Annotated in this window: 17 protein-coding genes and 1 tRNA gene; 9 read left to right on the top strand and 9 right to left on the bottom strand. The window is 70.0% G+C overall.

Annotated elements, in window-relative coordinates; genetic code table 11:
- Nucleotides 1-94 precede the first annotated feature (94 nt).
- From ACIBP6_RS31945 to topA, 3 genes are all read right to left on the bottom strand, one after another.
- The gene (locus ACIBP6_RS31945) at nucleotides 95-652 is read right to left on the bottom strand and encodes a helix-turn-helix transcriptional regulator (protein ID WP_397057556.1); all 558 of its coding nucleotides are present in this window, start codon (nucleotides 650-652) and stop codon (nucleotides 95-97) included.
- Nucleotides 653-723: 71 nt separating this feature from the next.
- A complete protein-coding gene (locus ACIBP6_RS31940; RefSeq protein ID WP_397057555.1) occupies nucleotides 724-1,995 on the bottom strand; it encodes a metallophosphoesterase in 1,272 nt (423 codons plus the stop codon).
- A gap of 13 nt (nucleotides 1,996-2,008) precedes the next feature.
- The gene (topA, locus tag ACIBP6_RS31935; RefSeq protein ID WP_397057554.1) at nucleotides 2,009-4,693 is read right to left on the bottom strand and encodes a type I DNA topoisomerase; all 2,685 of its coding nucleotides are present in this window, start codon (nucleotides 4,691-4,693) and stop codon (nucleotides 2,009-2,011) included.
- Between the two features lie 189 nt (nucleotides 4,694-4,882).
- On the opposite strand from topA, the gene ACIBP6_RS31930 reads away from it, so the two are divergent.
- Nucleotides 4,883-5,068, top strand: a complete 186-nt coding sequence (locus ACIBP6_RS31930) for a DUF5703 family protein (protein ID WP_103957247.1) — start codon at nucleotides 4,883-4,885, stop codon at nucleotides 5,066-5,068.
- 116 nt (nucleotides 5,069-5,184) lie between these two features.
- Here the strand turns inward: ACIBP6_RS31930 and ACIBP6_RS31925 are convergent, their stop codons facing one another.
- Both ACIBP6_RS31925 and ACIBP6_RS31920 read right to left on the bottom strand, forming a co-directional pair.
- Nucleotides 5,185-7,176, bottom strand: a complete 1,992-nt coding sequence (locus ACIBP6_RS31925) for a chaplin family protein (RefSeq protein WP_397057553.1) — start codon at nucleotides 7,174-7,176, stop codon at nucleotides 5,185-5,187.
- A 277-nt stretch (nucleotides 7,177-7,453) separates the two neighbouring features.
- Nucleotides 7,454-8,041, bottom strand: a complete 588-nt coding sequence (locus tag ACIBP6_RS31920; RefSeq protein WP_397057552.1) for a hypothetical protein — start codon at nucleotides 8,039-8,041, stop codon at nucleotides 7,454-7,456.
- Nucleotides 8,042-8,367: 326 nt separating this feature from the next.
- On the opposite strand from ACIBP6_RS31920, the gene ACIBP6_RS31915 reads away from it, so the two are divergent.
- Nucleotides 8,368-8,453, top strand: a tRNA-Leu gene (locus tag ACIBP6_RS31915).
- Between the two features lie 467 nt (nucleotides 8,454-8,920).
- On the opposite strand, the gene ACIBP6_RS31910 is transcribed toward ACIBP6_RS31915, so the two are convergent.
- Nucleotides 8,921-9,880, bottom strand: a complete 960-nt coding sequence (locus tag ACIBP6_RS31910; protein ID WP_397057551.1) for a TIGR03619 family F420-dependent LLM class oxidoreductase — start codon at nucleotides 9,878-9,880, stop codon at nucleotides 8,921-8,923.
- A 374-nt stretch (nucleotides 9,881-10,254) separates the two neighbouring features.
- Here ACIBP6_RS31910 and ACIBP6_RS31905 point away from each other — a divergent pair, with 374 nt between their 5' ends.
- From ACIBP6_RS31905 to ACIBP6_RS31890, 4 genes are all read left to right on the top strand, one after another.
- On the top strand, nucleotides 10,255-10,860 hold the full coding sequence (locus ACIBP6_RS31905; protein WP_397057550.1) for a helix-turn-helix domain-containing protein: 606 nt from the start codon (nucleotides 10,255-10,257) through the stop codon (nucleotides 10,858-10,860).
- Between the two features lie 867 nt (nucleotides 10,861-11,727).
- The gene (locus tag ACIBP6_RS31900; RefSeq protein WP_397057549.1) at nucleotides 11,728-12,147 is read left to right on the top strand and encodes a pyrophosphohydrolase domain-containing protein; all 420 of its coding nucleotides are present in this window, start codon (nucleotides 11,728-11,730) and stop codon (nucleotides 12,145-12,147) included.
- Between the two features lie 164 nt (nucleotides 12,148-12,311).
- A complete protein-coding gene (locus ACIBP6_RS31895) occupies nucleotides 12,312-12,755 on the top strand; it encodes an HIT domain-containing protein (protein ID WP_397057548.1) in 444 nt (147 codons plus the stop codon).
- Between the two features lie 563 nt (nucleotides 12,756-13,318).
- On the top strand, nucleotides 13,319-14,215 hold the full coding sequence (locus ACIBP6_RS31890; protein WP_397057547.1) for a lysostaphin resistance A-like protein: 897 nt from the start codon (nucleotides 13,319-13,321) through the stop codon (nucleotides 14,213-14,215).
- Nucleotides 14,216-14,327: 112 nt separating this feature from the next.
- On the opposite strand, the gene ACIBP6_RS31885 is transcribed toward ACIBP6_RS31890, so the two are convergent.
- Nucleotides 14,328-15,170, bottom strand: a complete 843-nt coding sequence (locus ACIBP6_RS31885) for a hypothetical protein (RefSeq protein ID WP_397057546.1) — start codon at nucleotides 15,168-15,170, stop codon at nucleotides 14,328-14,330.
- Nucleotides 15,171-15,288: 118 nt separating this feature from the next.
- Between ACIBP6_RS31885 and ACIBP6_RS31880 the strand changes: the two genes are divergently transcribed.
- The gene (locus ACIBP6_RS31880) at nucleotides 15,289-15,870 is read left to right on the top strand and encodes a TetR/AcrR family transcriptional regulator (protein ID WP_132614305.1); all 582 of its coding nucleotides are present in this window, start codon (nucleotides 15,289-15,291) and stop codon (nucleotides 15,868-15,870) included.
- Between the two features lie 28 nt (nucleotides 15,871-15,898).
- Here ACIBP6_RS31880 and ACIBP6_RS31875 read toward each other — a convergent pair whose 3' ends face one another.
- The gene (locus tag ACIBP6_RS31875; RefSeq protein ID WP_397057545.1) at nucleotides 15,899-16,471 is read right to left on the bottom strand and encodes a DUF6506 family protein; all 573 of its coding nucleotides are present in this window, start codon (nucleotides 16,469-16,471) and stop codon (nucleotides 15,899-15,901) included.
- 605 nt (nucleotides 16,472-17,076) lie between these two features.
- Between ACIBP6_RS31875 and ACIBP6_RS31870 the strand changes: the two genes are divergently transcribed.
- Complete coding sequence (locus tag ACIBP6_RS31870) at nucleotides 17,077-19,053, top strand: glycoside hydrolase family 31 protein (protein WP_397057544.1); 1,977 nt, start codon at nucleotides 17,077-17,079, stop codon at nucleotides 19,051-19,053.
- 48 nt (nucleotides 19,054-19,101) lie between these two features.
- On the opposite strand, the gene ACIBP6_RS31865 is transcribed toward ACIBP6_RS31870, so the two are convergent.
- Complete coding sequence (locus ACIBP6_RS31865) at nucleotides 19,102-19,986, bottom strand: helix-turn-helix transcriptional regulator (RefSeq protein WP_397057543.1); 885 nt, start codon at nucleotides 19,984-19,986, stop codon at nucleotides 19,102-19,104.
- A gap of 176 nt (nucleotides 19,987-20,162) precedes the next feature.
- Between ACIBP6_RS31865 and ACIBP6_RS31860 the strand changes: the two genes are divergently transcribed.
- The gene (locus ACIBP6_RS31860; RefSeq protein ID WP_397057542.1) at nucleotides 20,163-21,026 is read left to right on the top strand and encodes an SDR family oxidoreductase; all 864 of its coding nucleotides are present in this window, start codon (nucleotides 20,163-20,165) and stop codon (nucleotides 21,024-21,026) included.
- Nucleotides 21,027-21,263 lie beyond the last annotated feature (237 nt).

The raw sequence follows: 21,263 nt of genomic DNA, 5'->3' as shown, positions 1-21,263 counted from the left end.
GAGCCGGATATTCCCGGTTGCTCGGGGCTGAGGGTATTACGGGAACGGGCACGGGCGCAGGTCACACACCTGGAATAGGCACCCAAAAACATCATCAATTCATAACTCCGGCCTCTTCCCGCGCCTCTTCCACCAATGGCCGCCATGCGCCGCGAATCTCCTTCGGCAGCGCGAGCTCGTCCCACAACTCGACGAGCAGCACACCGTCGACGTGAGCGAGCAATTCCTCCGGCCCGCCCTCGCACAGCAGCGCGGTGTAGGCGGCCCGCCGCTCGCCGCGGTCGGCCAGGTCGTAGGACCGGCCACCGATCCGCGCGACGCCGAGCGCCGCCGCCACCGGCAGCCGCCCCAGCCGGCTCGGCACGTGGAACGCGCGCCCGTCGCGGGTCGCCAGCGTCGCGCACTCGACCTTGGCCTCCAGCGTCAGCCGGAACCCGGCAGCGTCGAGGATGCGCCCCGCCGTCTCGAGCGTCGGGGACTTCCTGCCGTGCTCGTACGCCGACAGCGTCGTGCGGGACGTGCCGCTCACGCTGGCCAGGGCCTTCTGGTTGAGGCTCGCCGCCCGCCTGGCCTGCCTGAGCAGCAGCCCGCCGCGTCTGGCCCACGGCGCGATGTCCTGCCGCAGCGCCTCTTCCATGGGCGAGGAGACCATGCCACCTCCTGAGAGTATCCGCACGGATACTACGCCAGGATGGCGATGCGTGACTACTCCATTACCAAAAGTCAGCTTCCCAATTCCAGCATGGTGATCTCGGGCGGCGCGCCCACGCGTACGGGCGGGCCCCAGAATCCGGCGCCCCTGGTGACGTACACCTGGGTGCCGCCGAACCGCGCGAGCCCCGACACCACCGGCTGCTGCAAGCCCACGACCAGGTTGAACGGCGCCAGCTGACCGCCGTGGGTGTGGCCGGACAACTGCAGGTCGACGCCGTGGCGGGCGGCCTCGGAGACCTGGATCGGCTGGTGGGCCAGCAGCACCGACGAGCGGCGGGGGTCGCGCCCGCCGAGCGCCTTGGCGAAGTCGGGCGGATCGCCCACGGAGGCGCCGCCGACGTCGTTGACTCCGGCCAGGTCGAGCACGGCGCCCTGGTGCCTGATCTCCACGCGCTCGTTTCGCAGCGAGCGTACGCCGAGCTCGCCCAGCTCCTCGATCCACTCGCCGGGGCCCTCGGGCGCGAAGTACTCGTGGTTGCCGGTCACGAAGAAGGCCCCGTAACGCGACTCCAGGTGCCGCAGCGGCCTGGCCAGCGGCCCCAGTCGCGCCACCGAGCCGTCGACCAGGTCGCCCACGATCGCCACCACGTCGGCCTCCAGGCCGTTGATCATGCGGACGATGCGCTCGGTGTGCCCGATGCCCGTCAGCGGCCCCAGGTGGACGTCGCTCACCACGGCGAACCGCAGGCCGCTCAGCCGGGGGTCGAGCCTCGGCAGTCCGACCTGGACCCGTTCGATCACCGGGTCGCCCAGCGCGCTCGAAAGGCCGTACCCGACCGTGCCCAGCGCCCCTGCCCCCGCCACGAAGGCGACGGTGCGGGCGAGGAAGAGCCGTCGGTCAGGAGCCGCGGGAAGGTCACGTCCCGCGAGCCGCTCCGGCGTGGGTCCTGTGCTGGGCTCGGCCCGCTCCGGCGTCGGCCCCGTGAGGGCCTCGGGCCGCTCCGGCCCCGGACCCGTGAGAGCGGGCACCGCGACGGGCGGCGAGCGGCGCGAGCGGGCGCGGAGGAACGCCGCCGCCACCGCCCGCGGGATCTCCAGCATGATGAGGATCACCGCGAGGTAGAACATCACCGCGACCCAGATGTAGCCCGCCCAGACCAGCCAGCCCTCCAGCCCCGTCCGGGCACCCACGAAGGTCGCCACGAGCATGGCGAACAGCACCACGAGGCAGAGAGTCAGCACCCTGCGCAGACGCCCCGGCCCGGTGGTCTGCCGCACCAGCCGCCACCACAGGTAGGCGTGCGCGAGCAGACCACCGCCCAGGAAGATCAGGACGAACACATCTTGATGCTACTTACGATTTCGAGGCCGGCTTCTTCGCCGTCGTCTTTTTCGCCGGAGCCTTGCGCCCCGTCGTCTTCTTCGGCGCGGGAGCGCGCTCGCGGCGCTCGGCCAGCAGCTCGGCCGCCCGTTCGATGGTGATGTCCTCCACCGTGTCGCCCTTGCGCAGCGACGCGTTGGTCTCACCGTCGGTGACGTACGGGCCGAAACGCCCTTCCTTGACCACCACGGGCTTCTTGGAGGCCGGGTCGTCGCCGAGCTCACGCAGCGGCGCCGCGGCGGCCGCGCGCCGGCCGCGCTGCTTCGGCTGCGCGAACAGCTCCTTCGCCTGCTCGATGGTGACCGTCAGCAGCTCGTCCTCGGAGGCCAGCGAACGGGAGTCGGTGCCCTTCTTCACGTACGGCCCGAATCGCCCGTTGTACGCCATGACCTCCTCGCCCTCCAGCTCACCCACGACCCTCGGGATCGACAGCAGCTTGAGCGCGTCCTCCAGCGTGATGGTGTCGAGCGACATCGACTTGAACAGCGAGCTCGTGCGCGGCTTGGGCGCGTCGGCCTTCTTCGTCCGCTTCTTCGGCGTCTCGTCGGCCGGCGGCTCCGGCAGGATCTCCGTCACATAAGGGCCGTACCGGCCGTCCTTGGCCACGATCATGTGACCGGTCACCGGGTCGTGCCCCAGCTCGCGGTCGCCCGTCGGCCGCGAGAACAGCTCCTCGGCCTTCTCCGCCGTCAGCTCGTCGGGCGTCATGTCCTCGGGCACGTTGATCCGGGCGCCGTCCCTGTCGAGGTACGGGCCGTAACGCCCGACCCGCAGCACGATGTCGGTGCCCTTGATCGGGAAGGAGCTGATCTCCTTGGCGTCGATGTCGCCGAGGTCGGTGACCATCTCCTTGAGACCTTCGTCACCGTCGGAGCCGTAGTAGAACCGCTGCAGCTCCGGCAGCCGCTCCGCCCGGTCGTTGGCGATGTCGTCGAGCACCTTCTCCATCTCGGCGGTGAAGGCGTAGTCGACCAGCTCGCCGAAATGCTGCTCCAGCAGGTTGACCACGGCGAACGCCAGGAACGACGGCACCAGCGCCGTGCCCTTCTTGAACACGTAGCCGCGGTCGAGGATCGTGCCGATGATCGAGGCGTACGTCGAAGGCCGCCCGATCTCGCGGTCTTCCAGCTCCTTGACCAGCGACGCCTCGGTGTAGCGCGCGGGCGGCTTGGTGGAGTGGCCGGCCACGTCGAGCCGGGTCACGCTGAGCGCGTCGCCCTCGGCCAGGTTGGGCAGCCGCTTCTCGGCGTCGTCACGGTCGCTCGACGGGTCGTCGGCCCCCTCGACATACGCCTTCAGGAAGCCGTAGAACGTGATCGTCCGCCCGGACGCGCTGAACTCGACGTCTTCGCCGCCGGTCGACCGCCCGCCGACCTTCACCGTGACCGACTCGCCGACCGCGTCCTTCATCTGGGACGACACCGTACGCTGCCAGATCAGCTCGTACAGGCGGAACATGTCGCCCGACAGGCCGGTCTCGCCCGGGGTGCGGAACTCCTCGCCCGACGGCCGGATCGCCTCGTGCGCCTCCTGCGCGCTCTTGACCTTGCTGGAGTAGACGCGCGGCTTGTCGGGCACGTACGCGGCGCCGTACAGCTTGATGGCCTGTGAGCGCGCGGCCGCCACCGCCGTCTCCGACAGCGTGATGCTGTCGGTACGCATGTAGGTGATGAAGCCGTTCTCGTAGAGGCGCTGGGCGACCTGCATCGTGTACTTCGCGGAGAATCCCAGCTTCCGGCTGGCCTCCTGCTGCAACGTGGTCGTCCGGAACGGCGCGTACGGCTTGCGGGTGTACGGCTTGCGCTCGACGGACCTGACCGCGAACGACACGCCCTGCAACCGGCCGGCCAGCTCCCCTGCGGCGGCCTCCGACAGGTGGAGCACGTCGGCGTTCTTGAGCTGCCCGGTGCTGGCGAAGTCGCGGCCCTGCGCCACCCGCCTGCCGTCGACGCCGGTCAGCGTGGCGGTGAAGTCGCGCGGCCGCTCCTCGGCCTTGCCCGTGTCGAACAGCGCCTGCAGGTCCCAGTAATGGGCGGAGGTGAACGCCATGCGCTCACGCTCACGCTCCACCACCAGCCGCGTCGCCACCGACTGCACCCGGCCGGCCGACAGCCCCCGCTTGACCTTCTTCCACAGCACGGGGCTGACCTCGTAGCCGTAGAGGCGGTCGAGGATGCGCCGGGTCTCCTGGGCGTCGACCAGGCGGAGGTTGAGGTCGCGCGGGTTGGACACGGCGTCCCTGATCGCCTGCGGGGTGATCTCGTGGAACACCATGCGGTGGACCGGGACCTTCGGCTTGAGCACCTCGCGCAGGTGCCAGGCGATGGCCTCGCCCTCGCGGTCCTCGTCAGTGGCCAGGTAGAGCTCGTCGGCGTCCTTCAGCAGCTGCCGCAGCTTGGCGACCTGGGACTTCTTGTCGTGGTTGACGACGTACAGCGGCTCGAACTCGTGCTCGACGTTGACACCCAGGCGAGCCCACGGGAACTCCTTGAACTTCTCCGGGATGTCGTCGGCCTTCTCCGGTAGGTCGCGGATGTGACCGATGCTCGATTCGACGATGTAGCCGCGCCCGAGGTACCCCGCGATCGTCTTCGCCTTGGCGGGCGACTCGACGATCACCAGGCGTGTTCCGCCGGCGCTGCCGTTGTTGGCTGGCACGCTGCTTCCTACCTCGCTGTTCGCTTGCAAATCCCCCTGCCGGGAGTCGGCACAGACTGAAAGGTAACCCGACTCGCGGATTTTTCCTTCCCCCGGGCTACCCACTAGCTTCCGGGTCCACCCACAAGCACGCAGAATAAGGCCCATCGAGCGGCATGGCGCCCTGACTCACCCTGGAGACTAATCGTTGTGCTCGACTACTCCTACATGGATATCTTCATTCCGCGCGACCTCACTCGCGAAGCAGCACGTCAACTGCTGACCGAACACGCAGAGTACGGTCAGTGGGAGCTCGCGCGCGTACGCGTCCACCCCGACGGGAGCCGTCACGTGCGGCTGCGACGCAAGATCATGCGGGTGCGCCGCACGCTTTGAGCGCCCACATGGCTTTGCCCGCCCCGGGCCGCGCCCCCGGAACGGGCAATGCGTTCACAGCTGCCCGCTCACAGGCTGTGAGCGGGAGTCATACGGTGTTTCGTCGTTCCTGATCCTTACTTGCGGCCGAACCGGAACCGGCGGGCCGACGCGAACAGCGTCGCCGAGGCGGCCAGCATCGCACCGGCCACGAGCGCGAGCAGGGAGCCGGAGTTCATCCCGGTCACGCCGGCGGGCTGCTCGGCGCTCATCAGCCCCAGGTCGCCGACCGGCAGGGTGCGGGTGGTGGAGGTCACCACGCCGCCGGCCGGGGTGGAGGCCAGCAGACGGGTGGCGGGCTCGAGCGCCGAGACGGCGGCCGCGCCCTTGGACTCGACCGGGGCCGCGTGGGCGTGCTTCTTCGGCTTGGCGGGGGCCGCCTTCTTCGGCTGCTGCGGCTGCTGCGGCTGCTGCGGCATCACCGGCTGGCTGGGCATCCCGGGCAGGCCCGGAAGCGCGGGCAGGCCGAGCGTCTGGGAGACGTCGCCGACGACGGGCAGCTGGGCGACGCCGACCGGCAGGTCGTCACCCTGCATCCCGGGCAGGCCGGCGACGGGCACGAGCCCGCCCTTGGCGTCGGCCACCTTGGCGTTCGAACGGACGAAGCGGGGGGCCGGGGCGCCGTGGCCGCCGTAACCGGCCTTGCCGACGTTCGCCCCGCCGAGGCAGCCGGCGGCGGCGTCGCCCAGGACGGCCGCGGCGTTGCCGCAGACGTTGATCGGCGCGGTGATCGGCGCCACCAGCTGGTTGCCGCTCAGCACCCCACCGGCCCCTGACGTACGGTTGCCGCCGGCGCCGGCACCGGACTGCTTGACCGTGGCGCCGCCCGTGCAGCCGGCGTTGGACCTGCCGGCCACGGCGGCGGCGTTGCCGCAGACGTTGATCGGCGCGGTGATCGGCGCGATCAGCTGGTTGCCGCTCAGCACCCCACCGGCGCCCGACGTGCGGTTGCCGCCCGCGCCGCCGCTGCCGGACTGCTTGACCGTGGCGCCGCCCTTGCAGCCGGCGAACGCGCGGCCGATCAGGGCCACCGCGTTGCCGCAGACGTTGACGGGCGCGGTGATCGGGGCGACCACCTGGTTGCCGCTCAGCACCCCACCGGCGCCCGACGTGCGGTTGCCGCCCGCGCCGCCGGAGCCGCTCTGGTGGACGGTGGCGCCGCCCGAGCAGCCGGCGATCGCGTTGCCCACGGAGTTGCCACAGGCGTCGATCGGCAGGCTGATCGGGGCGATGACCTGGTTGCCGCTGCCGGCGCCGAAGCGTCCGTCGGTGTCGTTGCCCGCCGAGCGCGGGGCCTTGTGGCGGGCGTGGTAGTGGTGCCTGTGGCCGCCGTCGCCGACCTTCGAGCCGCCGGTGCAGCCCGCGAACGCGCGGCCGACCAGGGCCACCGCGTTGCCGCAGACGTTGATCGGCGCGGTGATCGGCGCGACCACCTGGTTGCCGCCGAGGACGCTGCCCCTACCCGACGTACGGTTGCCGCCCGCGCCACCGCCGTCGCCGGACTGCTTGACCGTGGCGCCGCCCTTGCAGCCCGCGGTCGCGTCACCGAAGATCGCCACGGAGTTGCCGCAGGCGTTCAGCGGGGCGGTGATCGGCGCGATGATCTGGTTGCCGCCGAGGACGCTGCCGTCGCCGGACGTACGGTTGCCGCCCGAGCCGCCGCCCTTGCCCTGGTGACGCACGCTCGCGCCGCCCTTGCAGCCGGCGTCGGACCTGCCGATCAGCGAGACGGCGTTGCCGCAGGCGTTGACCGGGATGCTGATCGGCGCGTTGATCTGGTTGCCGCCGAGGACGCTGCCGTCGCCCGACGTACGGTTGCCGCCCGAGCCGGAACCGCCCGGGTTGACGACCTCCGCGCCGCCCTGCGAGGACGCCTCGGACGAGCCGACCGCGGCGATGGAGTTGCCGCTGATGTCGATCGGCAGCGAGATCGGCAGGTTGACCTGGTTGCCGCCGCCGACGGACCCGTCACCGGAGGTGTCGGCCAGCGCCGTGCTGCTGCCGCCGAACGACATGACGGCCACGGCGAGCAGAGCCGCCGGGGTGGAAGCCTTCGCCCACGTACGCATGATGGATGCTCCTAGTGGTTCTTGGGGGGATAACTGAACGGTTCGCGGGCAGCCCGAGGCCGTGCGAGGTTTCACGCACAGCGGAGACCTCGGATTCGCGAACAAGTTGAACTGACGTGTTCACCCGCGGGCGGAGGGAAATTCAGGCCACGCTCCGCCGCTTTGCATTTCGGGAAAGAGACCGCCGGCTTTCACGCGTTCGCAGGACCGTTTCGCGGTGCCGTGAAGCGCGTTGTTCGTGATGTGAAGCACACCGGGCGGTGTCTGCTGATGAGAATCAGTCAGGTGAGAAAGAAGGGTCGTCCGCCGCTGTGCGGACGACGGGGGGAAGCAGGCGCGTCAGTGGAGCGCGCCCGGCCTGAAGCCGCGGGTCGTACTCCGACCGCGCGACGTCCCCGGAGACGGGCCCGAACGGGCCACTGCCACCACCGTTGGGCACCAGACCATCGGTGTCCAGGATCTTTCCGGCGGTGGACCGTGCTGGAAGGCCAGGATCCTGCTGGCTGTTGAGGCCGTCGACCGTGCGACCGGCCATGGCCTCGGCGTTGTCCGACGCCGTGAGGACGTCGGTCATGGAGAGGCCTGAGGTGTGCTCTCCCCCGGCGGTGGCCGTGGCCGTCGCCGCGGAGGCGTCCGCGGCCGCCGGAGCGGCGCCGAGCATGCCGAACAGGACGGTGAGCAGCCAGCCGGCGACCACCAGGGCGCCGGCCGTGACCGCTCGCAGGAACACGTGACGGGCACCGGCCGCGAACCGCGCCATCCGGCTCGCCCGATCGGTGTCCGCGTCCTGGGCCGGGGTCGTCACGCGCAGGCGGCATCCAGCGAGGGCGATGGCCCCCGTCTGATGAACCGCCGTGCGCGTCACGTGACCTCCACTCCAGAACCGGCCTCACGTCGTGAGGCCGGTCCATGGACTCACCCCTCAACGGTCCGTAACCGTAGCAGCACCCAACGTTGCCGCAAGGGCTTTTCACCTGAGTCCCAGGAATTCACCAACAGCTCTGCCACCAAAGCGCACCCAACCGCCCACGGACCCTCTGCTCCGCCCCATGAGCACCCCATCCCGAGCCCCCTGCGCCCCCATCTTCGGCCGCTTCTGAGCCGGCGTGGATTCTTGGTATGACGCACCCCGCAGAGTTTGCTAACCTTACTGAGCCGACGCGGGATGACGGTCCCACGTGCAGGCACCAAGTCCGGGTGGCGGAATAGGCAGACGCGCTAGCTTGAGGTGCTAGTGCCCAGTGATGGGCATGGGGGTTCAAGTCCCCCCTCGGACACACTTCGTACATGATCGCCCGAGCTCCGCTCGGGCGATCGCTGCGTTTCGGGCCGGTTCACAGGTGAGGCGCAGGCCAAGCCGGCCGTACACCTCGGCCTTTTCGCGGGATCCGCGTAACGAGGCGCCCTGCGCATGTCTCCGGCCGCGATCACCATCGCCGCGATCTCCGCCAGCCGGTGATCGTCGGCGAGCTGGGCGTCGGGCCGCAGGCTCCGGAGAGCAGCAGACCTCGGAAGATGTAGACATGATCAGCTCGTGGGCCTCCTTGACGGGATCAATGGGACCGCCGACCTCGGGAACCCAGAGTGGTCCGAACGAGCAGCCCAGCGCTGATCACTGACTCGAGTACTGCACTCGCCCTGTACGACCGGCAGTCCAGGCCCAGTCGTGCCGGTGTTCAGGTGATCCACAAGAGGTTCGGTGCTGCGTGCCGGTGGGCGCCGGCGCTCACCGGCACGCTGATCCTCACGGCGCGAGGACGCCGAGGCGGTCGGCCGCCTCGATCACCTCGCCGAGCAGTCCGAGCCATCGGTCCACGTCGGCGGCCTGCAGGCCCACGTCGAGCCCCAGGCCCTGGCCACTGCAGAGGTACACCTGGGTCGCACCGCTCTCGCGGGCGGCCGCGAGGTCCTCGGCGATCTGCTGGGGCGATCCGCCGAGGAAGGGTCGGCCCTCCCCGATCGGCTCGCGGGTGACCTGGGTCGGCCAGGGCGCCTGGTTGACCACCATGAGGTCCCCGGGGTCGCGACCCGCCTCCCGGGCGGCGTCATGGAACGCGGACACGACGGCGCGCAGTTCCTGCGCCGAGGAGGCGACGGGGATCAGGCCGTCCGCGATCCGGCCGGCGCGCTTGACGGCGGCCGGCGACATCGCGGCCAGCAGCACCGGAATGTGGGCCTGGACCGGCTTGGGGTTCACCTGCGACGGCGCGATCCGGTAGAACTCGCCTTCGTGCCGGACCGGGTCAGGGCCCCACGCGGCCCGCATCGCCGTGAAGAATTCCTCCGTGCGGGCGCCCTTGCGGCTGATCGACACGTTCGCCGTATCGAACTCGTGTTGCTGCCAGCCCTGTCCCAGGCCGGCGATGACCCGGCCGCCACTGAACTGGTCCAGGGTGGCGAACCGGCGGGCGAGCGCCACGGGTACGTGCAGCGGCGCCACCATGACCGCGGAGCCCAGCTTGATCCGCTCGGTCACGGCGGCGATATAGCTGAGCGTCTCCAGCGGCTCGTACGTCGAGCCGTAGAACTCCGGCACCATGTCGTGTTCACCTGTATACAGCAGGACCTTCTCGAGCGGGCGGAGCAGGCGTTCGAATGTCCACAAGGCGGCGTAGCCGAGCCGTTCGGCCTCCTTCGCGACCTTGACGATCGTCTCCGGCGAGGTTTGTGGGCCGGCGACGGGTAGTGCGAGACCGAGTTCCATGGGTCCTCCAAAGGTGGAATTCATGAACGGGTTGTCACTGATCGGCGGTCCCGACGAGTCAGCGATGCCAGAACGGCCGCTAATGCGCCGCGGCCGTACGCCGCCGGGAATCTGCCCGGCGGTCCTGCCGGCACGGTGGCCACCCCAGGCCCCTGGCAGCGAAGCTGCATGAATCCTTTCTTGGATGAAGGCGGGGTGCCGGGATGGTGATGCCGGCGTTTGCGGCGGCTGAGTGGTCGGCGCGCTGGATGAGGAGTCGTCGACCGTCTCGTCGGACTGCTCGGATCAGGGGTGGTGCATGATGGTGTGGATGCCGTGGACGACGTCCGCGGGTTCGCCCTCGGCGAGCCTCCTTTCTCACATATTAGAAGACTATGTCCAACATAGTAGACCCCCTGGTCAGGCAGATCGCAGCTCGCATCCGCGATGAACGGGAACAGCGCCGGTGGACCCTGGCGCAGCTCGCGGACGCCTCCGGTGTGTCCCGCGCGATGATCAACCGGATAGAGCGCGCCGAAAGCAGCCCCACCGCCGTCGTCCTCGGCAAACTGGCCACTGCCTTCCAGATCAGGGTCTCCGCCTTGCTGACCCCCTCCGAAGACGCCACCGGTGGCGCACCGGACAGCGGCAGGGAGCAGGTCACTGGGGTGCGCCGGATGGCCGACGCCACGGAATGGCGCGATCCTGCCACCGGATATCGCCGGCGCCAGATCACCGGGCCGCGTTTTCCCGCGGACATCGCCGAGGTCCGCCTGCCGCCCGGGGCTCGCGTGCCCTATCCGGCAGCGTCCCTGGCCTTCATCCGGGAGGTCATCTGGGTGCTCGACGGCCGGCTGACCTTCCACGAAGGCGATGCGGTACACGAACTCGACGCGGGCGACTCGATCGAAGTCGACGAACCCGTCCCACACGTCTTCGCCAACACCAGCGATGCCGAGTGCCGCTATGCGCTCATCATCACCCGCGTCGAAAGGCCGTGACCTTTCCCTGTATCCGGCCGGAGCCACCGGTACCGCGCCCGCCGCTACCCCCGGAGCACCTCGGCCAGACCATGGGGGTGGGCCGAACTCGGCCGCGAACTAGACGAGTTCTTGTGCTTGAGCGGGGTCAGCCGCGCGATGTCCTCGTCGCGAACATCGTGGCCCTCGGCGCGGAACTGGGCGACCACGGCGTCGATTCACGTACGTCACCGAGACGGAAGTTTCCATCGGCTCCATACTTCGACCACCCGTACAGCACTGGTCATGCTTCCCGTGCGATCGGCGCCCTGGGCGGCAGGCCCCCTCCAATCCGTGCCGTCCGGCAAAGGCGTAGAGGCGGCCCGGCTCGTCGGCGCGGGGCGGCTGTGACGGCTCGGTGTCGGAATCGTTGTCGACCTGCTTACTGTGCACCAGCTCAACGCCCCGGTACGCGCGCCCCGCGATGGTGCCGTCGATACGCGGGGCCGGCTGATCACCCTGGCCGGGCAACGGCAGCAGACACCGGAACGACACGACAGCGGCGATGGCCGTGAGAAGGAGAGCCAGCCGCGCGGCGAGGACGAGGGGATGTGCAGTTTGGTTGAAGTCTCCCCTCGGACACACTTCGCGCATGATCGCCGAGCTCAGCTCGGGCGATCGTTGCGTTTCGGGCCGGTTCACAGGTGAGGCGCAGGTCAAGCCGCCCATAGACGCGGAGATTCTGGCCTAGTTCCAGCATCGGTGACGTCCGCGGCGTTTGCCGATACACGCGCCAGGCGTTGCAGCACTTATGGTTCGCAGCTGGACAATTTGCCGGACGACCTTCCGCCCCGCGCTACTTCGCGGTGACCTTGATCGGACGTCGCGCGAAGCGCTTAGGGTCAGGGCATGGACCATGAGCCGATGCGGCGAGTCGCCGAGTTCCGCGAGGTGTTCGACGGTGAGTCCAAGTCCGAACGCCCCGAATGCGCGGAACACCGCCGGACGTTGCTGGTGGAAGAGGCGCGCGAAGCAGCCGAGGCCCTCACCGACCTCGCGGAGGTCCTGCGAACCGGCGACGACCCGCGCACCGCGTACAAGGCGGTAGCCAAGGAACTGGCCGACGTCCTCTACGTCACGTACGGCGCCGCGGATGCGCTGGGAATCGACCTGCCGGCCGTCTTCGTCGAGGTCCATCGGTCCAACATGAGCAAGCTTGACGCGGACGGCCGAGCCCTCCGCCGAGCCGACGGCAAGGTGCTCAAAGGCCCCGGCTACCAGCCACCGATCCTCGATGACCTCGTCGAGTGGCCGTCGACCGGCTCCTGAGCGCTAGCTCGACGTCCGACCAAGAGGTGCGGAGGGGCCACGGGTCGTCAGCTGCGGTTCGGGGCACCCGCGAAACTCCCATACCCCCGTGAAGGCGCAAACCGCAGCGAGCCTCGCCGAGACCAGGCTCCACGGTCGCCGACGACCAGCCAGGAAGGCGCCCCGTGCACAACCACGAACCCGCCGGCTACCACTGCCCGTTCTGCCACCTCACCCCGGACCGGGAACCCGACGTGGTCTACCGCGACGAGCGCGTCTTCGCGATGATCTGCCCTCGCTGGTGGCCACGGAACGCGGGACATCTGCTGATCATCCCTGTCGCCCATCACGAGAACCTCTACGACCTCCCCGCCGCCGACGGCCACGCGATCTTCGACGCCACCCGAATGCTCGCCCGCGCCATGCGCACCGCCTACGACTGCGCGGGCGTCTCCACCCGCCAGCACAACGAGCCCGCCGGCAACCAGGACGTCTGGCACTTCCACCAGCACCTTTTCCCCCGCTACCCCGGCGACGACCTCTACGGCACACCCCCGCAGCCCGACTGGCTCCCCGCCGACCGCCGCCGCGCCTACGCGGAGCGGCTGCGCGCCGCACTCAACCCCTAACCGGCAGGCACGTGTGCGGATGATCCGCTGCTCCTGATCCTCGGACCCGACCTCGTTGCCGGGTCACCGCCCGATTTTGGTCAACGGGCAGCTCATCGAGCTTTCCGGCCAGGTCGATCGCGACGGCCGAGGAGGCCGGCCTGGTGCTGACGCACCGCTGGGGTGGCGTTGCGGTGCGGGTTGCGGGACGACGCGCTGGTGAACCGGGCGTCGTTCTTCCAGATGCTGGAGGCCCACCGTCACCAGGAGCGGTGTGTTGCTGCCCATGAGGACCTGCTCCCGCGGAAGCGGGGGTGCCGGGGATGACGATCACTTGGTGCGAGCGCAGGAGCGGCGCTCTCTTCGTTGTCCACAGGCTGTGGACAACCGTGTGCGGCTGGGCCCCGTAGGGCGGAGAAGGCAGCACGAGTGCGGCTGGTGAGGGTGATCCGGCACGGTTCCTGTCCCCCGTGAGAGCTACCGCTGATGTCCGTTCCAGTGGGATGGCACGGCCCGTTCCGCTCCGTAATCTCCATGGCGACGCAGGGAAGCGCTGCGGAAACCCCGTCGAGAGGATCGCGATCATGGCGCGCACGGATCGTTTGGAGAGCATGCCCCCGCAGGCCGAAACCTCCACGGCGCGGCGCCGGTTGCGTGCGTTCCGGTTCCCCGTCCTGCTGATCGCCCTGTTCGGTGTGATGGCCGCGATCGCCGGGGTCAACCAGCTCGTCTCGCCCGTCCCGATCATCGCCCTGCCGGTGGGGATCGGCCTGGCCATCGCCGCTGTGGCGTGCTACCGCTGGCTTTGCCGAACCGTCGAGCTCCGCCCGGGCGTTCCCGAACTTGAGAAGGCGGACAGGCGGTCTCATCTGCGGCGTGGGGCGCTGCTCGGATCCGGCCTGTTCACCGCGTTGATGTCGCTGATCGCGATGTTCGGTGGCTGGGAGGACGTGTCCTGGGGTTCCTTCGGCGGTTTCCTCGGCACCGCCGGCATGATGGCGAGCGTCGCGGTCGTCGAAGAACTCCTGTTCCGGGGGGTTCTGTTCCGCATCATGGAGGAACGTACGGGTACCGTGATCGCCCTGGTCGTGTCCACGCTGCTGTTCGGTGCGACGCACCTGGTGAACGTCAACGCCACGCTGTGGGGCACGCTCTCGATCGCCTTGACGGGCGGCGTCATGACGACCGCCGCCTACGTCGCCACCCGCTCGCTGTGGCTGCCGATCGGCCTGCACTTCGCCTGGAACTTCACGCACGCCGGGGTCTTCGGCGTCGTGCTCTCCGGCTCGGACGTGGCGCCCCACGGCCTGCTGAACGTCACGCTGTCCGGCCCGTCCGCGCTGACCGGCGGCACGTTCGGGCCCGAGGCCAGCCTCCTCGCACTGCTGGTCTGCCTGGCGCCCACGGTCCTCCTGCTGCGGCGGGCCGTCCGCGCCGGTCAGATCCGGCGCCGCTCGCACCGCGCCAAGCTCTCCGCCTGACCTGCCTGGCATGGCGGGACCCGTGGGCGATCTTCGGCAGGGTTTTCACCCGATGATCGAGCGAAGCCGACGGAGAGCGCCTCAAGACCTGGGCCGGCTGGCGGAACCTGGTCTAAAGCGGCCTGGAGCTGGTGACTCGCAGCAGGGCGATCGAGTACAGCAGGCCGGCCACCGCCGACACCACGGCCGCGATCAGCAGCGGGATGCGGACGACGCCGTCGTGGCTGAGGGCGACGAAGGTCGGCCCTGACAGGGTGGCCACGCTGCAACCGGCCCAGGTCGCCCCGACCGCCCAGCGCGGGTGCCGGGCCACGAAACCGCGCGCCAGCGGGGTGGCGTACCCGATCGCGACCAGCAGGCCGGTGACGGCCAGCACCGTCCGCTGGGCCGGGCTCTCGAACCCGGCCGGTCCACCGGCCTCGGGGCCCGCGATGGCCCAGATCAGCAGGGCCAGGCCGTATCCGAGCAGCGGGACCGCGCAGATCGCGGAGACCGCCGGCCGAGGCGGTCGCGGGCCGGAGGTGAAGATGTGCCCCCAGCGGTCCATGGCGTGCAGCAGCACCAGGACGGCGAGGCAGCAGCCGAGCACCCCGAAGCCGCCGTAGATGATGACGAACACCCACCCGGCCAGCCCGTCTCCGCTGCCTACCGGGACGTCCGTGCCGGTGACCAGCTGGACCAGCAGCCCGACCGGGAGGCCGAGCACGATCGGGGCCAGCAGTCCGGTGGCTCCCCAGGCGGGCACCAGCACCAGCCAGGCCGGCAACCGGTGGCTGATCGGCCGCGGGAGCACCACCGCGAGCCCGATCGCGAGCAGGTCCATCGCGACCGTGAGGTAGTTGCCGACCAGATGGCGTGGATCGTTCATCGTCGCCGCGCCTTCGGCGCTGGTGATGCCGATCGTCGATCCGGACAACCAGGCCACTTTGAAGATCAGATACGGAAGACAGGACACGACCGCGATGATCACTACGGTCGTCCGTAAAACCCGGCTTCGCTTCGTGGAATGCATGATCATCCCCTGAATTAGAGAACAGTCTCTAGAACAAGAGTAGCGGCTAAGCTCGTGATCGATGCCCAGGAGTCCGTCGTTCACCCATGATCAGATCCTCGATGCGGCCAGGGACGCGGCCTTCGAGCACTGGCGGTCGGCCACCGTCGGTCACGTCACCGCGCTGCTGGGCGCCCCCTCCGGATCGATCTACCACCGCTTCGCCTCGCGGGACGTGCTCTTCGGGTCGGCATGGATCCGCTCGATCAAGACCTTCCAGGCGGGGCTGACGCGCGCGGCCGAGACCGACGACCCGATCGAGGCGATCGTGCGAACGGCGCTGTGGATCCCCGAGTTCTGCCGTCGCCACCCGCGTGATGCCCGCATGATGACGGTCTTCCGGTACGCCGATCTGGTCGCCACGGGCCCGCCCCAGCTGCAAGAGGAGCTTCGCCACCTGAACGACCCGGTCGTGGATCATCTCCGGCGGCTGACCGAGCGACGCTACGGCCGTGTCACCCGGCACGGGATGGAGGTGGTGGCGCTGGCATGCCGTGATTCGCCGTACGGCATCGTCCGGCCGATCATCGGCGAACGCATCCCGGCCTGGATCGACGACGCCGTCCGCGTGACCAGCACCGCGCTGGCCCACCTGGAAGACTGAGAGGGCCAGGCGGTCCTGATCGTCGCCGTCAACGCCGGTATCCGGTCACCCCAACCGGCACGCTCTCGTTGACGGCCCGGATGACCGGCCCGGCCCCTTCCGGCCCCTGCCCGCCGTACAGCTCGATGAGCTGCAGCTCGCCGGCCATTTGGCCGGCGACCCCGGCGGCGGCGCCTTCGTCGGGCACCCCTATGAAGGTCGTCCTGCCGCCCGCGTCCTTCTCGTGCACCACGCGGTCGACTTCGGGATCGGCGCCCTCGTGCACGATGATGAACGCCTCCGACAGCGCCTCCCCGCTCTCGAAGCGCGTCTTGTACGAGGCCACGGAGGTCAGCGACTCGAATCCGTAATAGACGGCGCCCACGGGCACCCTGCCGCCCGTGGCCCGGCGGGCCGCGGCGTGCCACACCGCCCCGAACCCGCCGCACAGTTCGATGTGATCGACCCCCTCGTCGAGCAGCCGCGTGACGAGCTTCAGCATGTGGGCCGGTTCGGCGACGGCGCGTACCCGGGTGCGGCCGTGCCCGTTCTCGATCGTCATCACATCGGCCTGGGGGTCCGCTCCAGCCTCTTCATAGATGATCACGCGGTCTCTGGTCATGTTCTCGCTCCTTCCTCGTCACGACCAGAGTGCGACCTCAAGCATTGTTGAGGTCAAGCGTCTTCGGAGGCGGCGCTCGCGCGAGGCGCCCCCGCCGGCAAGGCGAGAGTCGCGTCATCATCGGGACGTATGGACTGAGAGACCGGAGAAGGGCTGATCGGGTGCGACGATCCGGTCGACGCGGCGTTCGACCGGGGCGAACCGCGTGTGGGAGCGGCGGTGATCGGCTTGGCGCTGAACCGTCCCGACGTCGAGGTGGTCGCGCCGCGAGCGATCCGGGCGATCTCCTCAGGCGGGCATGAACGGCGAGGTCAGGGGATCACCGCGCTGTCCCACATGCGGTTCGCACCGGGCGGACAGCGCCTCTGTCGCGCTGCTCCGGGATCCCGAGACGCGTGAGACGGCCGAAGACCATGCGGCGGATCTGTGGACTCATGTGCCTCACCGACATCTGCCCGCCTGGCTGCGCTGGCGGTCGTACAAGTGTCTGCTCAGGCACAAGATCGCCATCTGGTGGTGGAGTACGCGCTCACGCCATCGGCGTGGCCCGGGGCGGTGACGCCGCGCGAAAGCGTGGGTAGGCCAGGGCCTGAAGGGGGAAAGGCATGGCCTCGATCGACTGCTACACGTCCGTGTCCCTGGAAGGGGGGACGTTGTGGGCCGGGCTGGAGTCGGGCGCGCGGGTCCCCGTGGAATGCACCGTGCCGGCCCACGGGGTGCTGCGGCTGCGGATCGGCCCAGCGAGGGAGGATCGCGGCCCGATGCTGAACGACATCGCGCGGCGCCCGGCCACGCTTGCCGCGACCGCGGACGGCGTCGTCATCACCGGGCCCGGCGTCGAAGCGGTGTGGGGCGACGACGGGCAACATTTCCAGATGGCGGGGTTCCGGCGCTTCGCCGATCCCCGGGCGTCGAAGGCTCCCGTCGCCGCGGGTCGCAAGCTCGACGAACGCGGGCGGCCGGTCGGCTGGGTGGAGACGGCCTTCCTGGCGCCCGACGCCGCGATCTACGGTGGCGGGGAGAGTTATCAGGGCCCCAACCTGAGGGGACGACGGCGGCTGCTGCGCAACACCGAGGAGAACCGCGCGGCCGGCCGGCCGGACGCGTACCTCAACGTCCCGCTGCTGTGGTCGGACGCCGGTTGGGGGGTGTTCGTCCACACCGCGGCGGTGGTGGACTGCGACCTCGGCGCCGCGCATTCGGAGTGCGCCCGGTTCGCGTTCGACGGCGCCGAGCTGGACGTTTTCCTGATCACCGGGGACGCGCCCACGATCCTGCGCCGCTACCTGAACCTCACCGGGATGCCGCGGTCCCTTCCCGACTGGGCGTTCGGCGTCTGGATGAGCCGCTCCTCGTACTTCTCCGAAGGCGAGGTCACCGAGGTGGTGGAGGATCTGCGCGCCGCCGGCTGTCCGGTCGACGTGGTGCACGTCGACGAGTGGCTCAGCGAGCCGGTGCTCCACACCGCCACCTGGTCCACCGGCGTGGACCGCGACCGGTTCCCCGCGGGATGGGTACGACGGCTGGGCGAGCGAGGCATCCGGGTGAGCTTGTGGCTCAACCCGTACGTCAAGAAGGGCTCGGCGCTCGCCCGCCGGCTGGAGTCGGACGGCCTGCTGCTTCGGGCCTCCGACGGCAGCGTAGCCGCGACCGCCGACAACCCCGAGACCCTGCCGATCGACTTCACCGACCCGCGGGCGGCGGCCTGGTGGCGCGAGCGGCTCATGGACGTGCTGCGCGAGGAGGGGAACGCCGCCGTGCTGGCCGACTTCGGCGAGGAGATCCCGGACGACGCCGGCTTGTCCGACGGGCAGCGCGGCGCCACGTTCGAGAACGCCTACGGGCTGGTCTACCAGGAGGCCGTCTGGCGCGCCGGCCACCAGGTGAGGGGCGACGACTTCGTGTCGTTGTGCCGGTCGGGCACCGCGGGGTCGCAGCGCATCCCTGGTCATTGGGCCGGCGACCTGCCATCCACCTGGAGCGGGATGGTGTCGTCGCTGCGTGCGTGCCTGTCGATGTCCCTGTCGGGATTCGCCGTCGTCACCCATGACGCGGGCGGCTATTGGACGCCCGACTCCTACCGGCATGCCGTCGAACTCCGGAACACGATGACACCGGACGCGGTCCGGGCCGACGTCGAGCCGGAACTGTACGCGCGGTGGGCGCAATGGGCCGCGTTCAGCCCGATCATGCGCTTTCACGGGGTGGGACGGCGCGAGCCCACCGCCTATCCCGAACCCGCCCGTACCGCGGCCATCGAGGCATGCCGGCTGCGCAAACGGCTCCAGCCGTACGTCATCGCGGCCGCGGACGATGCGACCAGGACCGGGACGCCGCTGATGCGGCCGATGGTGCTCGCCTACCCGGGCGACCGCGCCGCCCGGGATGCCGACCTGCAGTATCTCTTCGGTCCTGACATCCTCGTCGCCCCGATCCTGGAGCCAGGGGGCCGGCGCAAGCTGTGGGCGCCGCCCGGCCGGTGGCGGCCGCTGTGCGGCACCCAGCCGCTGAACGGCCCCCGATGGGTGGACGTGGACTGCGGCCTCGACGAGTTCCCCGCCTACGCCCGAGCGGATCGGTAACGGGCACCGGCGAGGTTCATCAGGCGAGCCCTTCGCGCCCGCGTACCGTCACTGCTCCTGGGCGAGGCCGGGCCGGTGGTCGCCGGCGGTGCTGGGGAGTGACCAGCTCGCGAGAAGGTCCAAGGCGCGTTTCGAGGGGGAGCCGGCCTCGGCGGTGTAGATGAAGAGCGTCGTGTCGGGGTCTCCGGGCGGGGTGAGGGTCTCGTACTCGACGGTCAGTTCGCCGACGATCGGGTGGCGCAGGCGTTTGGAGCCGTGGGTGCGCTGGTGGACGCGGTGCTGCTCCCACCAGTCGGCGAACTCCTGGCTGTGTTCGCGCAGCTCGGCGATGAGGGCGGCGGTGGCCTGGTCGTCCGGGTCGCGGCCGGCGTCGAGTCGCAGGCTCTCGACCGCTTCCCGCACGTGGACCTCCCAGTCGACGAACAGTGATCGGGCCTCGTCGTCGAGGAACATCCATCGCGCGTAGTTGCGGTGGCGGGGCGGCAGCCGTTCGAAGTCGGTGAAAAGCGCTCTCGCCAGCTGGTTGGCGGCGAGCACGTCGGTGCGGCGGCCGAGGATGAGCGCGGGCTCGCCGTCGAGGGCGTCGAGGAGCTGGTAGAGGCCGGGGCGCACGCGCTGGACGCCGCGGGCTCGTCGTCGTACGGGCGCCGCGGTGATGCCGATGAGGTCGCGCAGATGCGCGCGTCCTGCGTCGTCGAGCCCGAGGGCACGGCCGATGGACTCGACGACGGCTGGTGAGGGGATGATGCGACGGCCCTGTTCGAGACGGGCGTAGTAGTCGGTCGAGACTCCGGCCAGGAGGGCGACCTCCTCGCGGCGCAGGCCGGGGACCCGTCGTACGCGACCGTCGGGCGGCAGGCCGGCTCGGGACGGGTCGACCTGGCTGCGAGCGCGTCTCAGGAAATCCGCGAGTTCCCGGTTGGTCTCCGCCATGAAACCAGTGTCGCCGATGCGGTCCGTTCCTGACTGGTCCTCTGCGTCCTAGGTTGCCCCGTCTAGGTTGCGCAGGGCGCGATATGGCCCTCCACAGCGGGTTGCGCGGGCCGATGCTGATGATGTGCCGGTCACCAGCCGGCGCCCCCAGCGACATCAGAAAGCAGAGGATGACCATGAGCTTCCCCACAGAGCGACCGGCGGTTTGGTTCGTGACCGGCACCTCCCGCGGCCTGGGCCTGGAACTGGTCAAGCAGCTGCTGGAGCGCGGCGACCGCGTCGCCGCGACGACGCGCTCGTCCGACCGGCTGCTCGCCGCACTCGGTGACGGGGTCGACACGGCGAACCTTCTCCCGCTCACCGTCGACCTGCGCGACCAGGCGGCGGTCGAGCAGGCCGTCCGGGAGACCACCGAGCGCTTCGGCGGCCTGGACGCCGTCGTCAACAACGCGGGCTACGGCTTCCTGGCCGCGGTGGAGGAGACCAGCGACCGCGAGGTCCGCGACATGCTCGACGTCCAGGTCGTGGGCGTGTGGAACGTGCTGCGTGCCGCCCTGCCCATTCTCCGCGAGCAGCGCGGCGGCCACATCGTCAACGTGTCCTCGATCCTGGGCCTGACCGCTGTCCCGGGCTGGGGTCTCTACTGCGCCGGCAAGTTCGCGCTGGAAGGGATGAGCGAGGCTCTCGCCGCCGAGGTGGCGGACTTCGGCATCAAGGTCACCATCGTCGAGCCAGGCTACTTCCGCACCCAGTTCCTCACCGAGGACTCGATCGCCCTGCCCGCCGAGACGACCCCGCACTACCCGGCGATCCGCCAGATGGTCCTCGACCACCTGAAGCTCCAGGGCAGCCAGCTCGGCGACCCGGTCAAGGGCGCGGCCGCGATCATCGACCAGGTCCGCGCGGGGAAGGGCCCGCTGCGGCAGCTGCTCGGCTCGGACGCCCACTCCTACGCCACGGCCAAAGTCGAGGCCCTGCGGGCGAACCTCGACGCCACCGCGCTCACCGCGCCGGCCACCGACTTCCCGGCCGCCTTGTGACCGCGGTCCGTGGGCCTGGCGTGCTGAGCTGGGAAGGCTTTGCTTCTCGCAGGGACACTGCGTAGACCGCTCCCGCTAGCGTGGCAAGTGTCTCGTGCGCCGCACCGGCGCTTCCCGGAAGGCAACATCGACGCCGCAATCAGCTCGCATCTTCCACGGTTTCATCACCTCACGGAGGATCTCGATGTTCGAACGCCCGCTCGTAGCCGCCGCCGTGATCGCATCCGTACTCGTCGG

The organism is Nonomuraea terrae (assembly GCF_044465245.1).
Taxonomy (GTDB): domain Bacteria; phylum Actinomycetota; class Actinomycetes; order Streptosporangiales; family Streptosporangiaceae; genus Nonomuraea; species Nonomuraea terrae.
The sequence above is the reverse complement of the archived record's forward strand: the minus strand, read 5'-3'. Positions and strand labels throughout refer to the sequence as shown.

What these genes read in the sequence shown, in the direction of transcription:
- ACIBP6_RS31945 (WP_397057556.1), bottom strand. Translation starts at nt 652, where the DNA reads ATGGTCTCCTCGCCCATGGAAGAGGCGCTGCGGCAGGACATCGCGCCG.
- ACIBP6_RS31925 (WP_397057553.1), bottom strand. Translation starts at nt 7,176, where the DNA reads ATGCGTACGTGGGCGAAGGCTTCCACCCCGGCGGCTCTGCTCGCCGTG.
- ACIBP6_RS31910 (WP_397057551.1), bottom strand. Translation starts at nt 9,880, where the DNA reads ATGGAACTCGGTCTCGCACTACCCGTCGCCGGCCCACAAACCTCGCCG.
- ACIBP6_RS31905 (WP_397057550.1), top strand. Translation starts at nt 10,255, where the DNA reads ATGTCCAACATAGTAGACCCCCTGGTCAGGCAGATCGCAGCTCGCATC.
- ACIBP6_RS31900 (WP_397057549.1), top strand. Translation starts at nt 11,728, where the DNA reads ATGGACCATGAGCCGATGCGGCGAGTCGCCGAGTTCCGCGAGGTGTTC.
- ACIBP6_RS31890 (WP_397057547.1), top strand. Translation starts at nt 13,319, where the DNA reads ATGGCGCGCACGGATCGTTTGGAGAGCATGCCCCCGCAGGCCGAAACC.
- ACIBP6_RS31880 (WP_132614305.1), top strand. Translation starts at nt 15,289, where the DNA reads ATGCCCAGGAGTCCGTCGTTCACCCATGATCAGATCCTCGATGCGGCC.
- ACIBP6_RS31875 (WP_397057545.1), bottom strand. Translation starts at nt 16,471, where the DNA reads ATGACCAGAGACCGCGTGATCATCTATGAAGAGGCTGGAGCGGACCCC.
- ACIBP6_RS31870 (WP_397057544.1), top strand. Translation starts at nt 17,077, where the DNA reads ATGGCCTCGATCGACTGCTACACGTCCGTGTCCCTGGAAGGGGGGACG.
- ACIBP6_RS31865 (WP_397057543.1), bottom strand. Translation starts at nt 19,986, where the DNA reads ATGGCGGAGACCAACCGGGAACTCGCGGATTTCCTGAGACGCGCTCGC.
- ACIBP6_RS31860 (WP_397057542.1), top strand. Translation starts at nt 20,163, where the DNA reads ATGAGCTTCCCCACAGAGCGACCGGCGGTTTGGTTCGTGACCGGCACC.